We start from the raw sequence: 23,481 nt of genomic DNA, 5'->3' as shown, positions 1-23,481 counted from the left end.
GCTGAAACGGAGCGCGACGCGCTCCGCGTGCGTCACACGTGCTGCTGCGCCTCGTGACTTTGGGCCTCGGGCTGCGTCATGGCCAGCACGCCGACCGTGCCGATCACGACGCTGACTGCGATATACCAGGCCGGCGCAAGGCGATCACCCGTCATGCGTGTCAGCCATGCATTGATGAGCGGCGCGAGACCGCCGAAGCACAGCGCCCCGAGGTTGTAGACGATGGCCATGCCCGTCGAACGGATCTGCACCGGAAATGCTTCGGCCAGCGCCGCCGCAGAGGGCCCCCAGAAAAAGCTCATAAGGGCGGCGCTCACCAGTTCGAAGCGGATCAGGTTCGCGGTGCTCGGTGTATTGACCAGCGCGCCAAGCAGCGGCCATACCAGCACGCCATAGGCAATCATGGCGGGGACCATCACGCGGCGGCGTCCGAAACGGTCAGCCAGCATGCCGGTAAGCGGGCAGGTCACGAGCAGGACGAGCGCGCCCGCGAGCATGCCGAGCTGGCCTGCGCCGGCATCGAGTCCGAGCTGACCGCTCGCGAAGAGTGGAATATAGATGAGGCCGACATAAGAAGACGTCGTGCACACGGCGACGATGCCCAGTGTGCCGAGCAGCTCACGGGGGTACCGCCCGACGATGCTGGCGAGCGAGAGCCGCTCGTGGCGTACGCTGCGACGATGGGTGAGGAGTGCAGAGAATTCCGGCGACTCATCAACGCGCAGGCGAATGTAGTAGCCGATGGGGCCGATCAGTGCGCCGAACAGGAACGGCAGGCGCCAGCCCCAGGAATGGAGCGCAGCGGGCTCCAGGGAGTGCAACAGCAGATACGCTACTGCACCGCCCAGCGCGAACGAGAGCGCCTGAGAGCAGGCCTGAAAGCTGCCGATGAGGTTGCGCCGTCCGGCGGGGGAATATTCGAGCAGCATGGCGGTGGCACTCGCGAATTCGCCGCCCGCCGAAAATCCCTGCAGCATGCGCGCGCCCACGATGAGCACCGAGGCCGCAATACCGATCGACGCATAGGACGGCGTGAGACCAATGAGCAGGGTGCCGCCCGACATCATGAGGATGATTGCCGAAAGCGCCGCCTTGCGGCCGGCGCGGTCGGCGTACATTCCGAGCAGGACACCTCCGACCGGACGCACGATGAAGGCGATCCCGAACGAAGCAAAGGCGACGAGCGACATGGCCACGCCATCCTGTGGCGGAAACATCAGGCGTGAAATGATGAGGGAGAAACTGCTGAAAATACCGAAGTCGAACCATTCGAGACCGTTGCCGATCACCGACGACACAATCGCCCGGCGACGCGCGCGCGGATCGATCGACGGACCAGAATGTGAGTCTTGCATTGCCATATGCGTTCCGTGGCTTGAGTTCGAAATGAGCCTGCGCCGGGCTGGCCGCAAACCGTTGCCACGATCGTAGGGCGGTGCGTGCAAGTCTCCTAGCCAACGAAACAATTAGGTGTAAAGTTTTACTTTACACTCGCGTACGCTCCCTCATTCCGCGGTGTCGACGAACTCCACCGAGCTCATCATGCGGCGCACGGCGGGCTCGGGGCTGTGCTGGCATGCGCTGGCCGCGTCCATCATGCATTCCGCCATCAGTTGCGCCGCCGCACTGAGTGTGTCGCCGCGGCGCATGACGAGGCTCGTGACCATTTCCGGCATCGCGTCCTTGATCGGCAGCGCAATCAAGCGGCCACGCATCAGTGGCGATTCGACGAGCGGCCACGGGCACACGGTCAGCATGTCGCTGCCTTCCATCATCGCTATCGAGATGAGCGTGGAGCGCGCGTAGTGGACCTGGCTGGCGGAGAGCTTGACGCCGTGACGACCAAGCATCGTGCTATGGCGCTGCTCGTGGGCGTCTTCGCGCATGGTCATGACCCAGCGCTGGCCGTCCAGTTCGCGCAACGACGTTGTGTTCGCAAGCGGGTGGCCAACGCGCCCGATAATCGCGAGGCCGCAGCGGAACAGCTCGCGCGACACGAAATTCGCACTCAGCGCGCGCGGTGCGGCAAGACCGATCAGGAAGTCGAGTGTGCCGTCGCGCAACCCTTCGTGCGAGGCGCCAATCGCCTCGTTGCAGTCGAGGCGTACGTCGGGACGCAGGCGCTGAAATTCGGCGAGCGCGCCTGGCAGGATAGTTTGCGAAACCCAGGGCGTTACGCCGATCGTTACGGCGCCGCCGGTGAGCCCCTGGATTTGCTCGATCTCTTCCTCGGCGCGATCGATCTGCGCGAGTATCAGGCGCGCGTGCGCGAGCAGGCGCCGACCGGCGTAGGTAAGTTGTACGCCTTGCGGCTGGCGGGAGAAGAGCGGGGCCCGTGTGTGCCGCTCCAGCTCGCGCAGAGCGAGGCTCACAGCGGTTGCCGAGAGGCCGAGGTGTTCCGCCGCGGCACGCATGCTGCCTTTTTCCGCCACGCTGACGAAACAGCGCAGATGCTGGATTTTCATGGGAGGAAGACGTTAAGGCAAACCACCATGATAATGTGAGGCGTGCTCGACACGAACCGTGGAGACGCCGCGAGGCGCGCAATTCGTTTTCCAGGGATCGCGAAGTTCTGAGCGCGTGGCACGCGATGTATGGCCATGAGTGGTGGCCGCTAGCCACTGCACACCGGCCATTCGAGCGTCAGCTCGCGCACGCAGCCGGGTGACGGCAGTTGGCCGACTGTACTCATTTACAGAAGCCGCCCGAAAGCTGCCGTTGAAGATTTCAACGGCAGCACTACAGAACATCCATTGAACTGGTGTTCTCGGCCACGATCCGCCGTTCACATTCGGCGTCGGTCGAACATTCAGGCGTCGGCGTCGGTACCGGTAACCGGACCCCTGGAAGGGTAAAAGGCGCTTCACGCTCGGTGAAAAAGCCGTTGTGTGGCGGGGCACGTTCAGCCGGGCGCACTGCTGATTAACCACATCGCACCGGGCAATCGCACGCTCGCGCCGTTCGCATAGGGCGCAAGCGCCTCGTGAATAGAGGCAGTGGCGGCGGAGACGACCCCTGCCGGCTGGTTGCGCAACCAGCTATTTACAGCGCCGATTTGGGTTGACTGAATGACCGCCTCATCCAGCCCGCGGCCGGCGGCGATATCGAGGTCCATGTCGAGTTTCTCGAAGCGCGGCGGCGCCCAACCGGCCGCCGTGACAACTTCAGTGACGTGGTCCCTATCGGCGAAGGCGAACATTCCCGGAGCGTTCGGCACCGGCTGCGGCCTCGGTGGCAGGTACCGCGCGGCAGCAGCCATCGGCACTTCCATCCACGGGTTTTCGGCCAGCGAGCGCCAACACACGAGCGCCATGCGAGCGTCCGGCGCGGCGGCTCGGCGCATATTGGCGAACGCTGCCACCCGGTCGCCGAAGAACATCGCTCCGAAGGCGGAGATCAGCAAATCGTATTCGTCCAGCGCGGCTGTTGCCGGATCGGTATGTCGCCAATCGACATGGGCGATCCCGGCGGCGTTCGCTCGCCTTTTCCCCTCAGCAAGCATCGGCCCGGAAATGTCCAACCCCGCCACGTGGCCCGACGGACCCACGGCGCGCGCGAATTCCAGCGTCGGCGCGCCACAGCCACAGCCGATATCCACCACCCGTTCGCCGGCACGCGGAGCGGCAAAGACAAGCAGGGCGTTTGTCACCGGTGCGAGCGTAATGTCGGTGTGCTCCTGTCGAGCCACCCAGGTGTCGCCGCCGTTCCCGTTCCAGAACGCAAGCATGTCGGCGTTGATCTCTTCAGGCGAGGCCATTTGGGTTCTCCTGCCAGGCGGGTGAGCATGTTGCGGCTTCTCGGGCATGCGGCAGGCGGTATCGCACCCCTGCTTGGAGCATATGCGAAATCCACGGCTTATACGGGCTGGAAAGCAGCATAAGCGCCAAACGTGGCATGAACATGTGGCCGCGGTATCGGACACCGCGAGCTCCGCGTTGCAGCAGGCGACGGGGCGCGCCGCTGGTTGGTCGTCAGGTCGGCACGGTTCGATTCCGGCGTGCTTCGGATACCCGGTGACGAACGCCTGCACTGAGTCGCTGAAAAACCTGTCGTAGGATGAATCGCCTCAGCCGGACTTCCATTTCTGCGCGAGTCGACGAACGACCGCTGTACGTTGGAAGCCGTGATGGGTCGGGTGCCGTCTTCCGGGGCGGCGAAAAGCTGTCATTCGAAGTAACAGGTTGCCCAATGATCGCAGAGCAACCCGTAGCGACCCTTGAGCGGCGATCAACCCAACTGCCGCAATGGCCGAATGAACAGACCTTAAGAATTGCGCGCGTAGCGCGTCCGTCAGGTTCCGGAGTACTGCAGCCGTTCAAATGGCAGGTTTTCCCGCTTGCTGAACGACAGGTTGTGGCCGGCTGCACGCAGTTACGATCATCGCTCGACTCACACGCGACAAGATATCTGCAATGTCAAATCCCACAATCCGCGATGGGTATTGGCCGGCCAGTTCATGACGTTCCTTGCGGTGCCGTCGCCCAGTGTTCCTTTTATTTCATCCACCGAGGCACCGGGCGCGCCATGTGACTGACCTGACTCTAGCCCCGCACCCAGCACGACTTGAAACCCCGATGGCGAGGGATGGTCAGAGATCTCCGCGCACTTCACCGGTTCCCAACACGTTCCGCCGCCGGTTGACCTCCGCCCAAAGCTCATCGCTGTCGTCATTGCGCAGCAGGACCACCCAGTCGAGTTGATTGTCGGCCACGCCGAAGTATTCCAGGATTTCCCTGCGAACGGTATCGACGAACTGCGCGTATTCCGGGGTTGCCTGGGCTTGCGCGTGCAAGGCGTCGTATGCCGCATCGTCCGCGCCGCCGCCGTGCTCGTCGATGTAGCGCGAGATCCACTGGTCCCGTTCGCGGTCGTAGTCGGCCTCGGCGCGCATCGCCTGCACAGCCGTGTAGAGGTCCAGTTGGGCAAAGGCGGCGATCGCCGCCGTTGTTGCCTCGTCGAATGGAGTTGTCATTCCATAGCTCATGTTGGCCGTGGTGCATCGCGAAGCGCTAATCCAGCGCTGCGACCTTACGGGGCTGGCGCGCTTTCGGCTTCACCGCAGGAACGTCAATGGGACTCGGCAAACACGCCCGTACGATGGTCTCGACAAGGGCCTGAAGCTCCTCGTGCTTTTCGCCCGATGAGACATCGAACAACTCGAATACGCCCAGGCCGCGGAGCGTGGAAAACACCGAGGCGGTGAAACCTTTCGGATGCGGATGATGTTGCTCGAGTTCGGGAAACGCCGACATAAACAGCAAAAAGAACTTCTTGTCCTCACTCGCGCGCTTGGCGTCGATGCCGCTGAAAATCGATGGTGTGGCCTTGCAGCCGAAGAACAGACTCCACGCCGTGAGGTAACTGGGTGAGCCAAAAATTTGCTTCCATGCCTGCAGGACGAATGCTTCTGCCCGCTCGCGCAGTGGAAGGGCAGGGTCCGGCCAGACGCCACCGTGGTCGCTCAATGGCGCCATGGCTTCGTCGACCAGGCGCTCCATCAGGACGTCCCGACTTTCAAAGTGGTGCTGCAAGGCGCCAAGCGAGACGTTTGCCCCCCGCGCGATCTTCTGCAGCGTCGCGCTTTTGAAGCCTTCTTCGCGCAGCAGTCGCTGCGCGGATTCGATGATCTTGCGTTGCGTCGCCTCAATGCGTTCGCTTTGCGGCGTTCGCGTACGCGACGGTTGCGAGGGTGATTCCATGGTTATCCGCCTGTTTCAGTCACACGAAAACAATAATAAATACTTCTCGGTTATTCGCAATCCCAATCCGCAAGGTGCAGCGAGCAATGCGTCGCCACCCGCCGCTGGTATTGCCCCTTTTTGCGGTCGGCTCTGCCTGCGACTGACCTTCCACGGGCCAGGTACAAATACTAGTAATAATAATTTATTGTTTTTGTATAGTTGGGGTGTCCGCCGCCACTTCGCGGTCTCCTGCCACCCCATCTGGATCTGACATGCCTCGCCTGATTGACCGCCTTCCGAACGACGACCACACCAACGGCTGGAGCGCCTTGCTTCCCGGGCGTTTGCCGCGGCCGTCACTCGTCGGCGAGCGGGATTTCGACTGGGTGGTCATTGGGGCTGGATACGCGGGACTGGCAGCCGCCCGCAGGCTGGCTGCGCTTCGGCCGGGTGAGTCGATCGCCGTGATCGAGAGCGGCGTGGTTGGCGAAAATGCCTCTGGGCGCAACTCGGGATTTGCGATCGACCTGCCGCACGCACCCTCGACTTCGGCGGCGTCCGTAGAGCAGGGCCGCCGCGCGATCCGCGTCGGCCGCTTTGCGCTCGCTGAACTCGAGCGACTCATCCAGGACCATCGCATCGCATGCGACTGGGAGCGGCGCGGCCGCTATCACGCTGCGGTGACGGGAGAGGTGGCCGGGAAAGTGCTCGACACGTACGCCGCGAACCTGTATGCGTGGGGCGAAGCGTTCGAACCGCTGTCGCGCGACGAACTCGAGAGCCGCCTTGGCACGCGCTACTACCACTCGGCGATCTACACACCGGGCACCTGTCTCATGAATCCCGCGGCGCTCGTGCGCGGTCTCGCGGACAGCCTGCCGCCCGAAGTCGAACTGTTCGAAAACTCCCCCGTGATCGAGGTCGAATTCGACGGACCTGCGCCGTTTGTTCGCACCGCCGCGGGCCGGATCCGGTTCGGCAAGCTCATCCTCGCCGTGAATGCGTTCGCGCCGTCCTTTGGCGTCTTTCAGGACAGGCAGATCCCGGTGCTCCTCTTCGCGAGCCTCACGAAGCCGCTGACGCCAGTACAGCAGGCACGACTTGGCACCGACGAGAGCTGGGGCATTACGCCCGCGCATGGCGTGGCCGGTTCGACGCTTCGGCTCACCGTGGACAAGCGACTGCTGATCCGCCAGGGCTTCGACTATTCGCCTTCGCTCACCACCAACGAGGCGCGTCGCGATGCGGCCCGTGCCAGGCATACGGAACTGCTCGCGCGTCGCTTTGCACACCTCGGCGCCCCGCTCGACATCGAACACTTCTGGATGGGTTGGCTCGCCGTTTCGCACAACCACGCGCCCGCCTTCGGCCAGGTCAGCGACAACGTCTATGCCGCCGCCTGCTGCAACGGCGCGGGCATCGTGCGCCACACCGCGGCAGGGATGCTGATCGCGGAACTCGCAAACGGTCAGCGCAGCGAGTTGACCGACGACTTTCTGGTTCAGGGCACGGCCAGCTATATCCCGCCCAGGCCGATCCGCGACATCGGCGTGCATCTGACACTGATGCGCGAGCGGGCTTCCGGCCGGCACGAAATCTAGCGCAAGCGCACTCGCGCACCACCTCTATTCAATCAAGGAGACATAGCAATGCGCAGCATCCGACTGATCAAGAGCGGCTCGATTCAGAGCAGGGACCGTGGCGGCGCCGCCGACGGCACGGCAGAGATATCGTGGGCCATTTCCGACCAGGACGGCGCGGTCCTGCCTTGCGGTTTTGGCCGCTGGCACGAAGCGCTGTGCGAGCCCAAGACGCTCACCTATGACGAAGTGATCCTCGTGCTCGACGGCGTGTTCGGCGTCGAAGCCAGCGACGGCACGCGGGTCGAAGGCTGTCCGGGCGACGTGATCGAGCTCTGCAAAGGCGCCACCGTCAAATACTTCGGCACAAACGCGAAGCTGTTCTTCGTGATCAACTGACACGTCGGGAGAACGGCATGCAAACCCATTCCGCCCACGGGCACCTTGAGCGCAAGCTCAGGAATCGGCACATCCAGTTGATCGCGCTCGGCGGCACGATCGGCACTGGTCTCTTTCTCGGCTCCGCCGGCGTCCTCGAACTTGCCGGCCCCTCAATGCTGCTCGGTTACGCAATCGGCGGACTGGTGGCATTCCTCATCATGCGTTTTCTCGGCGAGATGCTGGTCGAGGAGCCGTGTTCTGGCTCGTTCAGCCACTTTGCCAATCGCTATGGCTCGCGCTTCGCCGGGTTCCTCTCGGGCTGGAATTGCGTCGCGCTGTATGTGCTCGTCGGCATGCTCGAACTGACGGCGGTGGGGAAGTTCGTCCAGTTCTGGTGGCCCGGCATTCCGACGTGGGTCACCGCGCTCGTGTTCTTCGTGATCATCAACGGCGTGAACTTCATCAACGTGAAGATTTACGGCGAGGTCGAATTCTGGTTCGCGCTGGTCAAGATCGTCGCCGTGATCGCGATGATCGTGGTAGGCATCTACATGATCGCGAGCACCAGTCATCCGGGGCAGTCGGTCAGCAATCTCTGGTCGCACGGCGGGTTCTTCCCGCACGGCGTTTCCGGCCTCGTGATGGCGATGGCGTTCATCATGTTCTCGTTCGGCGGCGTCGAGATGCTTGGCTTTACCGCCGCTGAAGCCGACAAGCCGCGCCAGGTCATTCCAAGGGCGATCAACCAGCTGATCTTCCGCGTGCTGGTGTTCTACATCGGTTCGATGGCGGTGCTGCTCGCGCTTTCGCCGTGGGACCATTTGCTTGCTCAACTCCAGTCTGGCGGCGGCACATACAGCAACAGCCCGTTCGTGCTCGTCTTCTCGGGCATCGGCGCAAACCTGGCGGCACATGTTCTCAACTTCGTGATCCTGACGGCGACGCTCTCTGTCTATAACAGCATGGTGTATTGCAACAGCCGGCTGCTCTACGGCATGGCAAGTGAAGGCAATGCGCCGAAGTCGCTGATGAAGGTCAACGCTCGAGGCGTGCCGGTGCGGGCCATCATCTATCCCGCAATCTTTACCGGGCTGTGCATTGTGCTGAATTACGTCGCTCCGGCGAGCGTGATTGAAATCCTGATGTCGCTGATTGTGGCCGCTCTCGTCATCACATGGGTCACCATCATCGTGACGCATCTGCGCTTCCGGAAGGCGAGCGTGGGGCGCGATTTGAAGTCGGGCTTTCCTGCACCCTTTGCACCTCTGACCAACTATCTGTGCCTCGCGTTCATGGCGCTGATCGTCGGCGTCATGCTGCTGACACCGGCCATCCGGGCTTCCGCGTTTGCGATTCCGGTGTGGATCGGCGTCGTGTACTTCGCGTACCGCTGTGTCCGGGCTCGTCACGCCGAACCCGTCATGGCCTCGTCCTGATTCACGTTGCTTCTGGAATATTGTCATGTCTGATCTCTATGAAAACCCGATGGGCCTGATGGGCTTCGAGTTCGTCGAATTTGTTTCGCCCACGCCCGGCGTGCTCGAACCTCTCTTCGAGAAACTCGGCTTCACGCTGGTCGCGCGGCATCGCAGCAAGCAGGTTGTTTTGTACCGCCAGGGCGATATCAACTTCATCGTCAACAACGAGCCAAACAGCGTCGCGTCGTACTTCGGCGCAGAACATGGCCCCTCTGCGTGTGGTCTGGCATTCCGCGTGAAGGATGCTCATCAGGCCTATGCCCGGGCGCTCGAACTCGGCGCGCAGCCTGTCGATATTCCGACGGGACCGATGGAACTGCGCCTGCCTGCCATCAAGGGCATTGGCGGCGCGCCCCTCTGCCTGATCGATCGTTTCGAGGACGGCAAGAGCATTTACGACATCGACTTCGAGTACCTGCCTGGTGTCGACTGTCACCCGGTCGGACACGGTTCAAGGTTGTCGACCATCTCACGCACAACGTCTATCGTGGCCGCATGGCGCACTGGGCGTCGTTCTACGAGAAGTTCTCGTTGTCGACGACCGCACTTCCTATGGTCAGGGTCTGGCCGACGTCGTCGTCAAGGAACCGAAGGCCGCGGGCGTTGATGTCGTGGACCGCGAATTCGTTTCAGACAAAACCGTGGACTTCCGTGGCATTCTCACATCGATCAAATCGAAGGATGCGCAGGCCGTGTTCTATGGCGGTGTCGACGCTCAGGCTGGCCCGCTTCGCAAGCAGATGACAGGGCTGGCGATGAAGATTCCGCTCGTTGGGTCGGCGATCGAAACGGACAAGTTCGTCGAGTTGGCTGGCACGGCTGCCTTCGACGCGAAAGGCGACCTTCGCGCTGCGACAGTGACGCTCTATCAGGCCAAAAGCGGCAAGTTCCCGCACGTGGGGTGACCCGCGAGATGCTCGAGAAGGCGATATCAGAGGATCCGGCGATCACTGGAGGGCAGCTTGCTGAGCGTATCGGGGTATCGCCGACAATATTGCAACGATCATTTCCGGACATTGCACTTGATCTTCACGTCAGGTTTCTCGAGCGACGGAGCCAGGCGGCATGGCGACGATTGCTCCGTGACGCTCGCAAATTACGGGACGCCAGTCGACGTCTTGTCGATGCAGGCCTACCCTTGACGCGAAACAATCTTTTTAAGGAGTACGGTATATATGTGAGTTTCGATGCTAAGACTCAGGAATTTTTCAAACGAGTGAAAGTGAAGGCTCAAGCTGGCAAGTATCCTGTGCACAGACATGGCGGCGACAATTAAAGCAATAGTTGGCAGTTTGTCGCAGTTAAGCGAAAGGTGACTATCCGTTCACTTTTTGCTTAATTTGTCAAGTTGCGCACACAACGAAATCCCGCATAGACATATTGATAATGCGGTTGAAACCAGTTGCGGAACGTCGGGCGTATCATGCAGGCCGCCGTGCGGGCGGAGCCGCCTTTCATCGCATAGTGCTGACCGTCGAAGAAATTCGCCGAATAGCCTTCGTAGAAGGGAAACGGCTCGAAGCCGGGGAGGGGGCCGAATGGCGTCGACGTCCATTCCCAGCCGTTGCCGTATAGCCCCTCGACGCCCCACGTGCTGGCGCTGTCCGGCGTCGCGTCCACGGCGACGGGGTTCCAGCGCCGGAAGTCGAAGTTGTCGGTGGCGCCAGGCAACGCGCCGTGCGCCGCGCGCTGCCATTCGGCCTCGGTCGGCAAGCGGGCACCGCGCCAGCGCGCGAAGGCGCTCGCTTCCGCGTGGCTCACATAGACCGGCCACGCGAGCGGCAGCGCGATGTCTTCGAACATCGTGCGCAGGCGCCAGCCGTCTGCATCGCGCACCCAGAAGACCGGATATTCAATGCCTTCGGCTTCCTTCCAGGCCCAATTGGCGTCGTCCCAAAGGTCCTTGCGCCGATAGCCGCCGTCGGCCATGAAATCGAGCCATGCGCCGTTGGTCACCATGTAGCGGTCGATCTCGAACGCCTCCACCGCCACTTGCTCCTCGCCGAATTCGTTGTCCCAGCCGAAGACGCCGCGCTCGTGCGTCATGCCGAGTTCGGTGCGCCCGGCCGGCACGCTGACCGTCGATGGCGTCGCCGCATACAGATGATCGGCAATTTCGCGTGCGCCGGCGGGTGCGAGCTTCTGCGCAAACGGCAACTGGTGGAGCATGTAGGCGAGTGTCTCGACGTGCATCAGGCGATGCTCGATGGCCACGTTCAGCAATTGCGCCGCGGTGCTGTGCTGCGAGGCGCCGGGCGGCAGGTCGAGCGCGGCGAGTTGCGCGTCGATGCGCGAGCGGTTGTCGCCCGCATAGTCACGGACTTCATCGAGGCGCGGCCAGTCGGCTGGTATATCGGTGGGCAGCGCACCGTCGACGGGGTCGATGCCGAACGCGAACAAGTGGTCGAGCCGCGGGTCGACGGATGGCAGATCGAAGAGGCGCTTGTCGAGAAGATTGCGGTCGAACGCCTCAAGATGGCCAATATAGAACACGATGCGATGGCGCTCGCGAATCGGGCGCTCGTAGAGGTGTTCGGGCTTGACGATGGCGAAAAGCGCGTCGCTGGCGGCACGGGCGTGGCCAAGGCGCGCGGCGAACGTGGGTGAGGACGGGAACTGCATTGCGGCGAGTCTCCGGACTTGAGCGGTGAACAAGACTTTACCGCTGCGCAGGAGTCGTGCCAACGTGTCGCCCGACGCGCGCACCGCCTTCCAGGGTTGAAGGGGGCGCGAACGAGGGCGGCTAATGAGGATGCACTATTTGGGACGCCCCAATGGGGACGCACTTGAGCGCGCGCCGCCAGCGGGGGCGGCACGCATGGGGCCGTGCGCTTACAGGTGCCGCAGGCCTTCGATGTCGATGATGCGGATGAGCTTGCCCTGCGTGTCGATCAGGCCACGCTTTTGAAATCTTGACAGGGTGCGGCTGACCGTTTCGAGCGTCATGCCGAGATAGCTGCCCATATCCTCGCGCGTCATGCGCAGATTGAACTCCGCGTGCGAGTAGCCGCGCTGTCCGTTGCGCTCGGAGACGTCGAGCAGGAAGGCCGCCACGCGCTCGTCGGCGGAAAGCGAACCCAGCACCATCATCTGCGACGACTCACGGATGAGCTGGTCGCTCATGAGCCGGTGCAGGCGGTCCTGCATGGCGCCCGTTTCGCGGCACAGGTGCTTGAGCGCCGAGTAGGGGATGATGCACACGGAGCTGTCTTCCAGCGCTACGGCGCTGCAGGTGTGGAGGTCGGTGCTGATGCCGTCGATGCCGAGCGGGTCGCCGGCGAGGCGCAGGCCCGTGACCTGCTCGCGGCCATCGCGGTGCGCCATGACGGTCTTCAGCGACCCCGAGCGAACGGCGTAGAGCGTATCGAACGGATCGCCGGCGCGATAGAGCGCTTCGCCGCGCCGCACGCTGCGCGCGTTGCAGATGAGTGCTTCGAGCTTGGGCAAATCGTCGAGCGCGAGTCCCTGAGGCATGCACAGATGGCGCATTGCACAAGTCGAGCAGCGCGCGGTGCTGCGCGGGCTCGTGGCGGCGTTGCGGGTAGCACGACGCACGGTGGAGTGGGATACGACGGTAGGGGTCAGCATGGCTTGCTCCTGTAATCGACTTTTGGAGCATTGTCACACCGCGTTTAAATCTTAAAATGGCGGCAAAACGCCGCGCATTTGAGATGAACCCGCTTGAGCCTTGTCAGAAGCCAGTTTCGCGGCAAGTGATCGTGCGCAAGCGGGTTCAAAAAGACATGAATTGGAGCGTTATCTCGTAATTCGTCTTTATCCGGCATCTGTTATTCGGAGTCGGCTGCGGATGCGCCCGCGGCGGAAGGAATTAGCAGGACTGGCAGGGTCGATTGCCGGACGCAGCGCTCGGCCACGCTGCCGAGAATCAGCCGCTGGAAACCGCGTCGCCCGTGCGTGCCCATCACGATCAGGTCAGAGCCATTGGCCTTTGCGGCGCTGAGCACGAGCGCGGGCACGTCGTCGAGCGAGGACGCCTCCGCGGTCAGCATCTGGCCTTGCACGCCGTGCTCGGCCAGCTGCTTGTTCATCTGCTCGGCGAGCTCCCTGCCCTGGGCAATCATCTGGTTGCGCAGGATGGACGGATCGTAGCCCGGGGCGTCGAAATACATTGGCGTGTTCTCGATCACGTAGAACGGCTGCAGTGTCGAACCCATCGCCTTCGCCAATTCGAGTGCGGCGTCGAATGCGCGGCGCGACGTTTCGCTGCCGTCGACCGCAACCAGGATGCGTTGATACATGGAGCCTCCGCTTGAGTGGAACCGGAACGTATATGGCCTTGGGTTGACTTACGCCCGTGGCCTTGTGCTGCAATGATTGAACTTTAAAAAGCTTAAATGATTGTTCAGAAAGTTGCAGTGCCACAGTATGAAAAGTGGAAGATATAGGAAGGAAGATCAAGATTTTTGCGTCGGAGATTGGCGCGTGGCCATTTTCGACGTATGGAGTTGCCACCGCTCGCCGCGCGCGTTTCGCCCGTCGTCCGGTTGCGCGGGGCGCGCCGTCCCGCTATCTTTGCGTCTCTTTCGCACTTGCGCGCCGCAGCATTCCGATCCGTGACTTCCACCCATACCCCCTTGCCGTTTCGCGACGCGCTGCTGGCCATGCTCGGCATCGGCCTCGTCAACATGCTGGTCGCGCTCGATCAGACCGTCGTCAGCACGGCATTGCCGTCGATCGTCGCCGAGCTGCACGGCTTCCAGTACTACGCATGGATCGCGAGCGCCTATCTGCTGGCATCGGTCGTGACCGTGCCGGTGTTCGGGCGTCTGGGTGACTACTTCGGGCGCAAGCGCTTCGTGATCGCCGCGGTGATCGTGTTCACCGTCGCCTCGGCGTTGTGCGGGCTCGCCACGGACATGCGCTTTCTGGCGGTGGCGCGCGCGCTGCAGGGCGTGGGCGGCGGGATGATGGTGGGCACCGCGTTCGCCTCGATTCCCGATCTCTTCCCCGATCCGCGCGCGCGGGTGCGCTGGCAGGTGGTGATGGCGGCCGCCTACGGCATCGGCACGGCGGCGGGCCCTTCGCTGGGCGGCTGGCTCTCCGAGCATTTCGGCTGGCGCTCGACTTTCCTCGTGAATCTGCCGGTCGGCGCGCTGGCACTGTATTTCATCTGGGCGCATCTGCCGGCCTACCGCCAGGCGCGCACGGGCGAGGTGCGCATCGACTGGACCGGCGCCGCGCTGGTCGCGATCGTGCTGGGCGCCTTCCAGACCGTGATCGAGGCGGTGCCGAAGGACGGCGTGACGCCGGGCAATCTCGCGTTGATCGCTGTTGTGGCGGTGAGCGCCGCGGCGTTGCTGGCTTGCGAGCGGCGCGCGACGCATCCAATCATTCCGCTCGACCTCTTTCGCGATCCGCAACTGGTCACGCTGTTTGCACTCTCGACGCTCTCCGGCTTCGTGATGTTCTCGCTGATCTTCTTCGCGCCATTGCTGCTGCAGGGCGGCTTCGGCCTCTCGCCTCAGGAGGCCGGCCTGCTGGCGACGCCGATCGCCGCGTGCATCGCGCTCGGCAGTCTCGTCAACACGCGCATCGTGATCCATCTGAAGAAGCCGACGACCATCCTGACCGTCGGCTTTGGCCTGCTCGTGTGCGCTTCGGTGGGGCTCGCCTTCGCCACGCGCGTGACGCCGCACCTGTGGCTCGAGCTCGCGATGGCCGCCGTGGGCATCGGCCTCGGTTTCATTCTCAACAATCTCAACGTGTTCGGACAGGAGATTGCTGGACGCGAGCGTTTCGGCATCACGACGGCGCTGCTGCAATCCACGCGCATGGTGGGCGGCATGCTCGGGACGAGCATCGTGGCGACGATCGTGAACCATCGCTATGCCGCGGGCGTCGGCGACGCGCTCGCGGTGCTCGGGGCGCCTGGCGCTGCGCGCTGGCAGCCGCAGCTTGCGGATCCGCGCGTGCTGATCGATCCGGCGCTGCGCGGCGCGCTGACGACACAAATGAAGGCGGCGGGACTCGACGGAGCGGCGCTCATCGAGGCGGTGCGGCACGTGCTGGTGGACGCCATTCATCTTGGCATCGGCCTGACCGGCTTCGCCGCGCTCGTGGCGGCGCTGAGCGTGCGCCGCATCGCGCATATCCGCTTCGGCCGTGCCGCTGCGACAACGGCACAGCCGAGTGCGCCGGTTCAGGCGGAGTGACGGCGTGGCCGTCCAGGATCCATTACTTGCGTGCGCGGCTCGCCCGCTGCGGAGGTTTTCGGCCACCTTCGGCGCAATTCATCAGACAAAAGCGTGAGCTGCCTGACATGAGCGCCGCGGGCCGTGGCGCAAGTTGCGGGATCGACAAGGGGGTGTATGCGTCTTTCAGGCCGCGGCGGCCATCGGTCCGAACAGGGCGTTGCGGGTCTGCGGGCTCACGGCGATTTCCAGCGCGACGGCATTTTCCACGCCAATGCGAACGGGTGCGCCGAGCCGCGTGACGTCAATGCCGGTGCGGCGCAGCAGGCGCTCGATGGGCGTGGTGGTGACGGTCACATAGCGCGAGATGCCCATGCGGTCGGCAAACGAGACCAGCGCGTGGATCGCGTGCATGGTGACGTCGGCAAAGCCGAAGGCGTGGTCATTGCCCGATTCGATGGCAAAACGGCTCAGTTCCCAGATATGACGGCCCGCCGGCGCCGCGTCGCCATGCAGCAGCTGCGGGAAGGTGTCGCGCAGCATGTTCGGGCCTTCGGTCGGCATCAGGCGCCAGCAGCCGCAGACCTTGCCGTCGTCGGCCTGGATCAGCATGTAATGGGGCCCGAGCGCGTCGTACCCGTCGATTTCCATCCCCGCGATGGTGGGAATATCCCAGCCCATGCGGTCGCGAAACACGCGTGCGCGCAGCCGGTACATCTCGTTGATATCCTCGTTGTCGAACTCCTGGCGCAGTCCGATCCGAATCGCAGCTTGCATGACAACTCTCCCGTGTACGTGTGGAGGGGCAGCGGTATGGATCGAAGCTATGCGTTATGAATATAAAAAAACACCTATCAAGATAGGTAGGTGCGCGGGGAGGGTCAGTTCTGGAGAATGGCTGAGCGGCAGTCACTCATCAGGCATATCTGACACAGCGAGAGTCAAAATGGAACTTCTGGACAATCATCAATGGCAGGCGGGCACGAATTCCTCTCACACCGGAGGGGACCTGTCGTCGGTAATCGACCGTGTCCTGATCATCGCGTATCGGAAAAAGAAGAAGGAAAGCCAGCGCCGCTTCTGGGCGCGGTTCGGCGTGACGCAGTCGCGCGGCAGCCGGTTCGAGTCGGGCGCGGAAATTCCGCCGCCGGTGTCGATCCTGCTCGGTCTGTACTTCAACAAGACGATTTCGGACGGCGATCTGGGCCGTGCCGAGCGCGTGCTTCGGCGTCCGGATGCGCCGATGATGCTTAGCCCGGGTCAATAAGACCCATCTGGGTTGCAATCACGGCTGCCGCACGCCGTGAGTTCACGCCGAACTTCCCGCGAATATTCTTCATGTGGAAGTTCACGACGGCCTCGGAGCAATTCAGGATGTGCGAAATCTCCCAGGTGGACTTGCCCAGTGCAGTCCACTTGAGGCATTCCTTTTCGCGCGGCGTGAGCTTGGGAATCAGGGACTGAGCATGATCGTTCAGGTGCCGTTGGCTCGTGTCGAGCACGAGATCCCGTAGCAACACGAGGTTCGGCAGCGCACGGTCCACGTCCTGCCAGAACGAGTCCGACGGATTGGCGTCGTTGACGAAGCACAGCATGCCCGCCTCCTGGCGCGGGCCATGGATCGGCAGGGTAATGCCGGCGCGCAGCCCGTGCGAACGGGCCTCTTCATACATCGATTGCTGCTGCTCGGTGGCAAACAGTTCAGGCGACCAGATGAGCGGGGCGGCCCGCGTCGTGCAGTGCGCGACGACCGGGTCGAAATACGCCATGCCGTGGTCGTTATAGGCCTGCCGCCAGACGGAAGAATAGTTCGTCCGGATGAACGCGTCTTCGAGCCGCATACCCGGGCGCGGCAGGATGGCCAACATGACCTGGCCGAAGCCCCATGAGGCGGCGAGCCGAGACACCGCCTCGAACCACGCCGAATCCTCGGGGGCGTCGAGCACGGATGACATCTGCTCAATGTAATGTAGAGGCACGTCAACACTCTCCATCGGCGGTGGGCCAGACCGCAGGCGGCGCCTGGGGCAGGCTGCCGCCTTGCTTCTTGTGATGTAACAATTTATCACTAAATTCCGAATTCATCGTCTTTTTCTCCCCACCGGAAGGGGTTTGCGCCAGGGATTGACCCGGCGCTTAGGGAGAAGTCTCGTCCTTGTCCTGCACATGCAGAACAAAAGTGGCGATTTGTTGGCACGGCGCATCTAACGCGCATGCAGTCTGGAATTGAGTTTGGGCAGTTATTGCTCATTCCGGAAATGGCTTAATCTGAATCGGTAATAAAGCCGGGTAATTGAAATCGCGCCAACTTGAAAGATTGTTAATACGATCGAATGCAGCGATCAAATGCACTTTTGTGCATGCTAGTCAGGGTGATTCGCGCGTCATTCAACGCGGCATTGGGTCCATGGCGGCCCGCGCCGTCTCACCGAACGGAAGAGGGCCTCGCCGGGTGCATATGGCCGCAACCGGCGGCGCCTGGCGAGGCAAGCTCGCCAGGCGTTCGATTGCCTGTGCTGCGTGGGTCAGGGTTTGCGATGCAGTTCGACCACGCGCGTCGGGCGCATGTGATTGATGGCGTAGTGAATGCGTCCCGGACTGCGGCGCTGGCCCGGCTCGCGCGGGTCGGCGAGCTGCCAGTCGAAATCGTAGGGCAGCTCCGGGGCGCTCATACCCATGTCGACGGCCTCGAAGCCGGTCTCGGGCGCGAAAGGCATGCGATGCGCGAGGCCGCGGCTGTCGAAGCCTGCCAGGCCGTCGAGGGCCTCGGGCACGCTGTTGTCGAGCGAGGCGTTGCTGGTGGTGACTTCGTCGGGGCCGATCAGGCCATCTCCCGCGAGGCGCGCGGCTTCGCGGTTCTTGCCGTCGGTGTCGACCGTGCTGTCGTGGGTGCGGTCGTTATGCAGTTCGGCGCTGCGCCGGCGCGTCTCTTTGGCTTGCATTTCGCCGGGGCGGTTGCTGCGGTCGGAGTCGGTCATGGTGTGTCCTCCGTGGGAGAGCCAATGAAGATCCGGATGCACCAAAATTCAGCATGAGACGTTCCAAAACACCCGGTGCGAACCTTGAATCGGGCGGAATTGCAAGCCTGTGCACCAGGAGAACGCCTCCAGCAATCCAGCATTTTTTTCGTTGGATCGCGGTATTTACTGGGAGTATGATCCTCTTTCAACGAGTTGGCGCGCTTAAGAATTAACGGCATGAAGAAAGGCCGGGCTGTGGCTTTGCCGCACGATCCTGTACGCGCCCACGAAAACGGACAAGGCAGTCAGGGGCGGATGAGACACATGCACTTCGACGCTGCATTCACGCATCGCGGCTATTTGCTCAATTGTGCGCCGGCGCGCGCCGGTGACGGCACATATCAACCTTATGTCGTGATCTCGCGCTCGAGCGACGGCGAACTCGTTGCCAATCGTTTTTTCCCGGCCGATTTGCGCTTTTCCGACGAAGCCGCTGCCATTGCGCATGCGCGCGACTGGGCGGTGCGCTGGATCGATGCGAGCAGCGTCACGCTCTGAGGGCAGCTCGGCGCGCTGTCGCGAAAAGCGGTAATCTCTGGGGTCGATACACTCCTCGGCGGCGCCCGCCGCCTTTGCCGCTTCATCATGCCAAATCCCGCTTCTCCCGATTGGGGCCTCGAACAGATCGTTGCCGACCTGCGCGCGTCGCGCGAAGAGCTCCACCGCACGCGCCATCCGCTCGGCATTCGCGAGCTGCCCTCGCGCGATGGCGTGATCAACATCGTCGCCGGCCTGCGCGCCGCGCTGTTTCCCACGCACTACGGCGCCCCCGACCTGACTGACGAAAGCGTCGACTATTACGTCGGCCATACCCTCGAAAGCACGTTGCGCCTGCTTGCCGAACAGATCCGCCGCGCGCTGCGCTTCCTGCCCGAGAACGCCGAAGCCGGCGATGACGTGCTGCGCACGCGCGCCTTCGACATCGCCCGGGAGTTTGGTCACCAGCTGCCCGGCATTCGCGCTCTGCTCGTGAGCGACATCCAGGCCGCGTTCACGGGCGACCCGGCCGCGCAGCACATCACCGAAATCCTGCTTTGCTATCCCGGCGTCTGGGCCATGACGCATCATCGGCTGGCGCATGCGCTGCATCGGCTCGGCGTGCCGCTGCTTGCGCGCTTCATCAACGAAATCGCGCATTCGGCAACGGGCATCGACATTCACCCGGGCGCGCAGATCGGCCCGAGCTTCTTCATCGACCATGGCACCGGCGTCGTGATCGGCGAGACGGCGATCATCGGCGAGCGCGTGCGCGTCTACCAGGCCGTGACGCTCGGCGCGAAGAGCTTCGCAGCCGATCTCGACGGCACGCTCGTGAAGGGCAATGCGCGCCATCCGATCGTCGAGGACGACGTGGTGATCTATGCCGGCGCAACCATTCTGGGCCGCGTGACGATCGGACGAGGCTCGGTGATCGGCGGCAATGTGTGGCTCACGCACAGCGTGCCGCCGGGCAGCAGCGTGCGCCAGGGCAAGATTCGCGAAATCGGCAGCGGCAACGAACCGGCTTGAGGCGCTGCGAGCGGGCCTGAGCGGTTGCGTTGCGACCGTTGTGGCCGCAAGCGGTCTCAATGGCGGCGCGCCCGGCCTGACGCTTTCGCGCCGGTTCGGGCCTGCCGTGGCGGCTGATCGGCCTGAGCGGTTGCGAACCGGCTCGGGCCGAACCTGAGGGTGCGTTGCAGCGCGCGCTTCAGGTGTTGGGCACGCTCATCACGCCGGGATTGCCGACGATGGAAAGAAATTCGCGGCGCGTGGACGGGTCGCTGCGGAACGTTCCGAGCATGCGCGACGTGACCATCGTGACGCCGGCCTTGTGCACGCCGCGCGTCGACATGCATTGGTGCGCGGCTTCGAGAATCACGCCCACGCCCTTGGGCTGAAGCACCTCGTTGAGCGTGTCGGCGATCTGCGCGGTCATCTTCTCCTGAATCTGCAGGCGCTTGGCGAAGGCGTCGACGAGCCGCGCGAGCTTCGAAATGCCCACCACGCGATGCTCGGGCAGATACGCGACGTGCGCGCGGCCGATGATCGGCACCATGTGATGTTCGCAGTAGCTCTCGAAGCGGATGTCCTTCAGGACGATCATCTCGTCGTAGCCGTCCACTTCCGAGAAGGTGCGCGACAGAATCTCACTCGGGTCGTGATCGTAGCCCGCGAAGAATTCTTCATAGGCGCGCACGACGCGCGAGGGCGTATCGATCAGGCCTTCGCGCCCGGGGTCGTCGCCGGCCCAGCGCAGCAGCACGCGCACGGCGTCTTCTGCTTGCTCGCGCGAGGGACGGCCAGCGCCGGTCTTCGACTTTTTCTTGCGGGTCTTTTCTGCGTTCTTTTCGTCGCTCATGCATCGGCTCCTGTCATGTGGGCCACGCCGCTGCGACGCGCACCACGAACGTGCATTGTTCCATGATTTTTGCGCGTCCGCGCAAGGCGGCGCGCCTTAACGGCTTGTGACGCGGCATTCATCGCGCGATTCACTTCGGCCATTCGTCCATTGCATCGTTGAAGAGCTCGGCCACCACGCTACGCAGCCATGCGCCGCGCGGCGCATTATGGTACTTGCGGTGCCAGTGCTGCTTGAGGTCGAAGCGGGGCAAGGGCAGTGGCGGCTCCACCAGCACGATCGAGGCGTGTTCCGATACGTAGGCGAAGCCGATTGCATGCGGGACGGTCGCGATCAGGTCCGTGCGCGTGAGAATGAACGGCAGGCTCATGAAGTGAGGCGTCTCGAGCACGGCACGCCGGTGCAGGCGCTTCTTCTCCAGAAAGCGCTCGAGGATTTCCTGGCTGCGCCCCTCTGCGCGCACGACAGCGTGCCCGAGTGCAAGAAATTGCTCGAGCGTCATGGGCTTGCCGGCGAGCGGATGGCCGCTGCGCATCAGGCAGATGAACCGGTGCGTGAACAGGCGCTGCTGAAAAAAGTTGTTGCCGCCGAGGTCGGGGAAGTAGCCGACGGCCAGATCGATGTCGCCCGATTCGAGGCCGCGTTCCACCTGGCTGTGCGGCAGCGAGACCGAGCGCAGATTGGCGTTGGGCGCGCGTTTGGCGAATAGCTGCAAGAGACGCGGCAGGAACACGATCTCGCCCACGTCCGAAAGGGCGATCGAGAACGTGTGCGTGCTGGTGGCCGGATCGAAGTCTTGCGCTTCGAGCATGCCCTTTTCGATACGGATGAGCGCGTCGCGCGCGGCCGGGATCAGGTCGAGTGCGCGCGGCGTGGGCTCCATGCCGCGCGAGGTGCGCACGAAGAGGGGGTCGCCGAAATACTCGCGCAGCTTGCCGAGCGCCGTGCTCACGCGCGGCTGGCTCACGCCGAGGCGCTCGGCGGCGCGGCTCACGTTACGCGTTTCCTCCATCGCGACGAGGTAGGGGATCAGATTCAGGTCGAGCTCTTGCATGGGAAAGACGCGCGCTGGCGGCGAGGTGCACTATGTTGAAACGGGATAAACAGTAGTACATGAATTCGATTGCATGATATTGGGGGATTTGCTCACTACATCTCGCACGACAGGCATCGCATGCAGTCCAATGCCTTGCGCAATGGCAAAGCATTGGATTTCCTCCGATGAATCCACCTGCACTGGATGGCTGCCTCAGGAAGTCCCGCCTTGACAAGTGCGCATTTCGGCTCCGATAATGCGCTGGACGTTCGCTAAACGAATCAGTGTTCGTATATAGAACTTTTTCGCGATCGGGTGACGTGGACTTTCCGCGATGCGCATCGCTTTCAGGAACAGTGATGATCAACAAGATTTTCGATTCGCTTCAAGCCGCCGTTGCCGACGTGCACGACGGCGCCACGGTGATGATCGGCGGCTTCGGCACGGCCGGCATGCCGTCGGAACTGATCGACGCGCTGATCGCGCAGGGTGCGCGCGAGCTCACGATCGTGAACAACAACGCAGGCAACGGCGACACCGGTCTCGCCGCGCTGCTCAAGGCCAAGCGGGTGCGCAAGATCATCTGCTCGTTCCCGCGCCAGACCGACTCGTATGTGTTCGACGCGCTCTACCGCGCCGGCGAAATCGAGCTCGAACTGGTGCCGCAGGGCAATCTGGCCGAGCGCATCCGCGCGGCGGGCGCCGGCATCGGCGGCTTCTTCACGCCCACGGGCTACGGCACCAAGCTCGCCGAAGGCAAGGAAACGCGCCTGATCGACGGCCGCCACTACGTGCTGGAGGCGCCGCTGCACGCCGACTTCGCGCTCATCAAGGCCTATAAGGGCGATCGCTGGGGCAACCTGGTCTATCGCAAGACGGCGCGCAACTTCGGCCCGATCATGGCGAGCGCGGCGAAGGTCGCCATCGCCCAGGTGACTCAGGTCGTGCCGCTCGGCGAGCTCGACCCAGAAAACATCGTGACGCCCGGCATTTTCGTGCAGCGCGTCGTTGAAGTGCCGCAGCCGGCGCATCTGGCGCTGCAAGCCGGCCAGGCTGCCTGAGTGACGGAGTCAAGAAATGAAACGTTTGAATCGCGACGAAATGGCTCAACGCGTGGCTCAGGACATTCCTGAGGGCGCTTATGTGAATCTCGGCATTGGCGTGCCGACGCTGGTGGCCAACCACCTCGACCCGAGCAAGGAAATCTTCCTGCACAGCGAGAACGGTCTGCTCGGCATGGGCCCGGCGCCGGCGCCCGGCCAGGAAGACGACGAACTCATCAACGCGGGCAAGCAGTTCGTGACGCTGCTCACGGGCGGTGCGTTCTTCCATCACGCGGACTCGTTCGCAATGATGCGCGGCGGCCATCTCGACTACTGCGTGCTCGGCGCGTTCCAGGTTTCCGTGAAGGGCGACCTCGCGAACTGGCACACCGGCGCACCCGACGCCATTCCGGCAGTGGGCGGTGCAATGGACCTCGCGCTGGGCGCGAAGCAGGTGTTCGTCATGATGGAACTGCTCACGAAGCAGGGCGAAAGCAAGCTCGTCGCCGAGTGTTCGTATCCGGTGACAGGCGTGGGCTGTGTGGGCCGCGTCTATACCGACGTCGCCGCGTTCGACGTGACGCCCGAAGGCCTCGCCGTGCGCGAGATCTATTCGGACATCGACTTTGACGCGCTGCAAAAGCTGGCCGGCGTGCCGCTGATCGACGCCACGCAGAACCGCCGCGCGGCTTAAACTGCTGCAACGCGCTCATCGCATGAACACGCGCGTGGCGCGGCGTCCGGCTGCAGGGTGGCCGGGCGCCGCGCCATC

The 23,481-nt window shown here is 63.1% G+C and carries 23 protein-coding genes and 1 pseudogene; 11 read left to right on the top strand and 13 right to left on the bottom strand.

The features are described 5' to 3' along the window. Positions 1-32 precede the first annotated feature (32 nt). The 5 genes from E1956_RS19945 to E1956_RS19925 form a co-directional block, all read right to left on the bottom strand. Entirely contained in the window at positions 33-1,355 is a 1,323-nt protein-coding gene (locus E1956_RS19945; RefSeq protein WP_134752212.1) for an MFS transporter, read from the bottom strand. 150 nt (positions 1,356-1,505) lie between these two features. Continuing rightward, positions 1,506-2,465 carry a LysR family transcriptional regulator gene (locus tag E1956_RS19940; protein WP_134752210.1) on the bottom strand — a complete coding sequence of 320 codons (960 nt, stop codon included), beginning with the start codon at positions 2,463-2,465 and terminating at the stop codon, positions 1,506-1,508. 437 nt (positions 2,466-2,902) lie between these two features. Beyond that, entirely contained in the window at positions 2,903-3,757 is an 855-nt protein-coding gene (locus E1956_RS19935) for a class I SAM-dependent methyltransferase (protein WP_167760077.1), read from the bottom strand. Positions 3,758-4,588: 831 nt separating this feature from the next. Further along, positions 4,589-4,972: an ATP-dependent protease gene (locus E1956_RS19930; RefSeq protein WP_134752206.1), complete on the bottom strand. Its 384-nt coding sequence runs from the start codon at positions 4,970-4,972 to the stop codon at positions 4,589-4,591. A gap of 37 nt (positions 4,973-5,009) precedes the next feature. Continuing rightward, the gene (locus E1956_RS19925) at positions 5,010-5,699 is read right to left on the bottom strand and encodes a TetR/AcrR family transcriptional regulator (RefSeq protein ID WP_134752204.1); all 690 of its coding nucleotides are present in this window, start codon (positions 5,697-5,699) and stop codon (positions 5,010-5,012) included. Between the two features lie 254 nt (positions 5,700-5,953). On the opposite strand from E1956_RS19925, the gene E1956_RS19920 reads away from it, so the two are divergent. From E1956_RS19920 to E1956_RS46195, 5 genes and pseudogenes are all read left to right on the top strand, one after another. Continuing rightward, entirely contained in the window at positions 5,954-7,282 is a 1,329-nt protein-coding gene (locus tag E1956_RS19920) for an NAD(P)/FAD-dependent oxidoreductase (RefSeq protein WP_134752202.1), read from the top strand. A gap of 48 nt (positions 7,283-7,330) precedes the next feature. After that, entirely contained in the window at positions 7,331-7,660 is a 330-nt protein-coding gene (locus tag E1956_RS19915) for a cupin domain-containing protein (RefSeq protein WP_134752200.1), read from the top strand. A gap of 17 nt (positions 7,661-7,677) precedes the next feature. Further along, positions 7,678-9,078, top strand: coding sequence for an amino acid permease (locus E1956_RS19910; protein WP_134752198.1), 1,401 nt, complete (start codon positions 7,678-7,680; stop codon positions 9,076-9,078). A 25-nt stretch (positions 9,079-9,103) separates the two neighbouring features. Further along, positions 9,104-9,645, top strand: a pseudogene (locus E1956_RS19905) (4-hydroxyphenylpyruvate dioxygenase); the annotation flags it as partial. Next, complete coding sequence (locus tag E1956_RS46195; protein WP_232071839.1) at positions 9,624-10,025, top strand: ABC transporter substrate-binding protein; 402 nt, start codon at positions 9,624-9,626, stop codon at positions 10,023-10,025. The pseudogene E1956_RS19905 and the gene E1956_RS46195, both read left to right, overlap by 22 nt. 430 nt (positions 10,026-10,455) lie before the next feature. Here E1956_RS46195 and E1956_RS19895 read toward each other — a convergent pair whose 3' ends face one another. The 3 genes from E1956_RS19895 to E1956_RS19885 form a co-directional block, all read right to left on the bottom strand. Continuing rightward, complete coding sequence (locus E1956_RS19895) at positions 10,456-11,742, bottom strand: SUMF1/EgtB/PvdO family nonheme iron enzyme (protein ID WP_134752192.1); 1,287 nt, start codon at positions 11,740-11,742, stop codon at positions 10,456-10,458. Between the two features lie 210 nt (positions 11,743-11,952). Next, a complete protein-coding gene (locus E1956_RS19890) occupies positions 11,953-12,708 on the bottom strand; it encodes a helix-turn-helix domain-containing protein (RefSeq protein WP_134752190.1) in 756 nt (251 codons plus the stop codon). A 200-nt stretch (positions 12,709-12,908) separates the two neighbouring features. Continuing rightward, entirely contained in the window at positions 12,909-13,379 is a 471-nt protein-coding gene (locus E1956_RS19885) for a universal stress protein (protein WP_134752188.1), read from the bottom strand. Positions 13,380-13,742: 363 nt separating this feature from the next. Here E1956_RS19885 and E1956_RS19880 point away from each other — a divergent pair, with 363 nt between their 5' ends. Continuing rightward, a complete protein-coding gene (locus E1956_RS19880; RefSeq protein ID WP_134754637.1) occupies positions 13,743-15,293 on the top strand; it encodes an MFS transporter in 1,551 nt (516 codons plus the stop codon). Between the two features lie 165 nt (positions 15,294-15,458). On the opposite strand, the gene E1956_RS19875 is transcribed toward E1956_RS19880, so the two are convergent. Next, a complete protein-coding gene (locus E1956_RS19875) occupies positions 15,459-16,049 on the bottom strand; it encodes an acyl-homoserine-lactone synthase (protein ID WP_134752186.1) in 591 nt (196 codons plus the stop codon). A gap of 169 nt (positions 16,050-16,218) precedes the next feature. Here E1956_RS19875 and E1956_RS19870 point away from each other — a divergent pair, with 169 nt between their 5' ends. Next, positions 16,219-16,539 (top strand): helix-turn-helix domain-containing protein, encoded by a 321-nt coding sequence (locus E1956_RS19870; protein WP_134752184.1) that lies wholly within the window; start codon positions 16,219-16,221, stop codon positions 16,537-16,539. Here the strand turns inward: E1956_RS19870 and E1956_RS19865 are convergent. Further along, positions 16,523-17,227 carry a helix-turn-helix transcriptional regulator gene (locus E1956_RS19865; RefSeq protein ID WP_028222779.1) on the bottom strand — a complete coding sequence of 235 codons (705 nt, stop codon included), beginning with the start codon at positions 17,225-17,227 and terminating at the stop codon, positions 16,523-16,525. The genes E1956_RS19870 and E1956_RS19865 overlap by 17 nt on opposite strands. A 570-nt stretch (positions 17,228-17,797) precedes the next feature. After that, entirely contained in the window at positions 17,798-18,250 is a 453-nt protein-coding gene (locus E1956_RS19860) for a DUF3005 domain-containing protein (protein WP_134752182.1), read from the bottom strand. A gap of 306 nt (positions 18,251-18,556) precedes the next feature. On the opposite strand from E1956_RS19860, the gene E1956_RS19855 reads away from it, so the two are divergent. Both E1956_RS19855 and epsC read left to right on the top strand, forming a co-directional pair. Beyond that, the gene (locus E1956_RS19855) at positions 18,557-18,790 is read left to right on the top strand and encodes a hypothetical protein (RefSeq protein WP_028222781.1); all 234 of its coding nucleotides are present in this window, start codon (positions 18,557-18,559) and stop codon (positions 18,788-18,790) included. An 87-nt stretch (positions 18,791-18,877) separates the two neighbouring features. After that, entirely contained in the window at positions 18,878-19,801 is a 924-nt protein-coding gene (epsC, locus tag E1956_RS19850) for a serine O-acetyltransferase EpsC (protein ID WP_134752180.1), read from the top strand. Between the two features lie 178 nt (positions 19,802-19,979). On the opposite strand, the gene folE is transcribed toward epsC, so the two are convergent. Next, positions 19,980-20,630, bottom strand: a complete 651-nt coding sequence (gene folE, locus E1956_RS19845) for a GTP cyclohydrolase I FolE (RefSeq protein WP_028222783.1) — start codon at positions 20,628-20,630, stop codon at positions 19,980-19,982. A 130-nt stretch (positions 20,631-20,760) separates the two neighbouring features. Further along, the gene (locus tag E1956_RS19840) at positions 20,761-21,684 is read right to left on the bottom strand and encodes a LysR family transcriptional regulator (protein ID WP_134752178.1); all 924 of its coding nucleotides are present in this window, start codon (positions 21,682-21,684) and stop codon (positions 20,761-20,763) included. A 341-nt stretch (positions 21,685-22,025) separates the two neighbouring features. Between E1956_RS19840 and E1956_RS19835 the strand changes: the two genes are divergently transcribed. Continuing rightward, entirely contained in the window at positions 22,026-22,727 is a 702-nt protein-coding gene (locus E1956_RS19835) for a 3-oxoacid CoA-transferase subunit A (protein WP_028223580.1), read from the top strand. Between the two features lie 16 nt (positions 22,728-22,743). Next, positions 22,744-23,403, top strand: a complete 660-nt coding sequence (locus E1956_RS19830) for a 3-oxoacid CoA-transferase subunit B (RefSeq protein WP_028223581.1) — start codon at positions 22,744-22,746, stop codon at positions 23,401-23,403. Positions 23,404-23,481: the final 78 nt, after the last annotated feature.

The organism is Paraburkholderia pallida, assembly GCF_004524855.1.
GTDB lineage: Bacteria > Pseudomonadota > Gammaproteobacteria > Burkholderiales > Burkholderiaceae > Paraburkholderia > Paraburkholderia oxyphila.
Note: the sequence above shows the minus strand (reverse complement) of the source record. Positions and strands in the feature narration are given on the sequence as shown.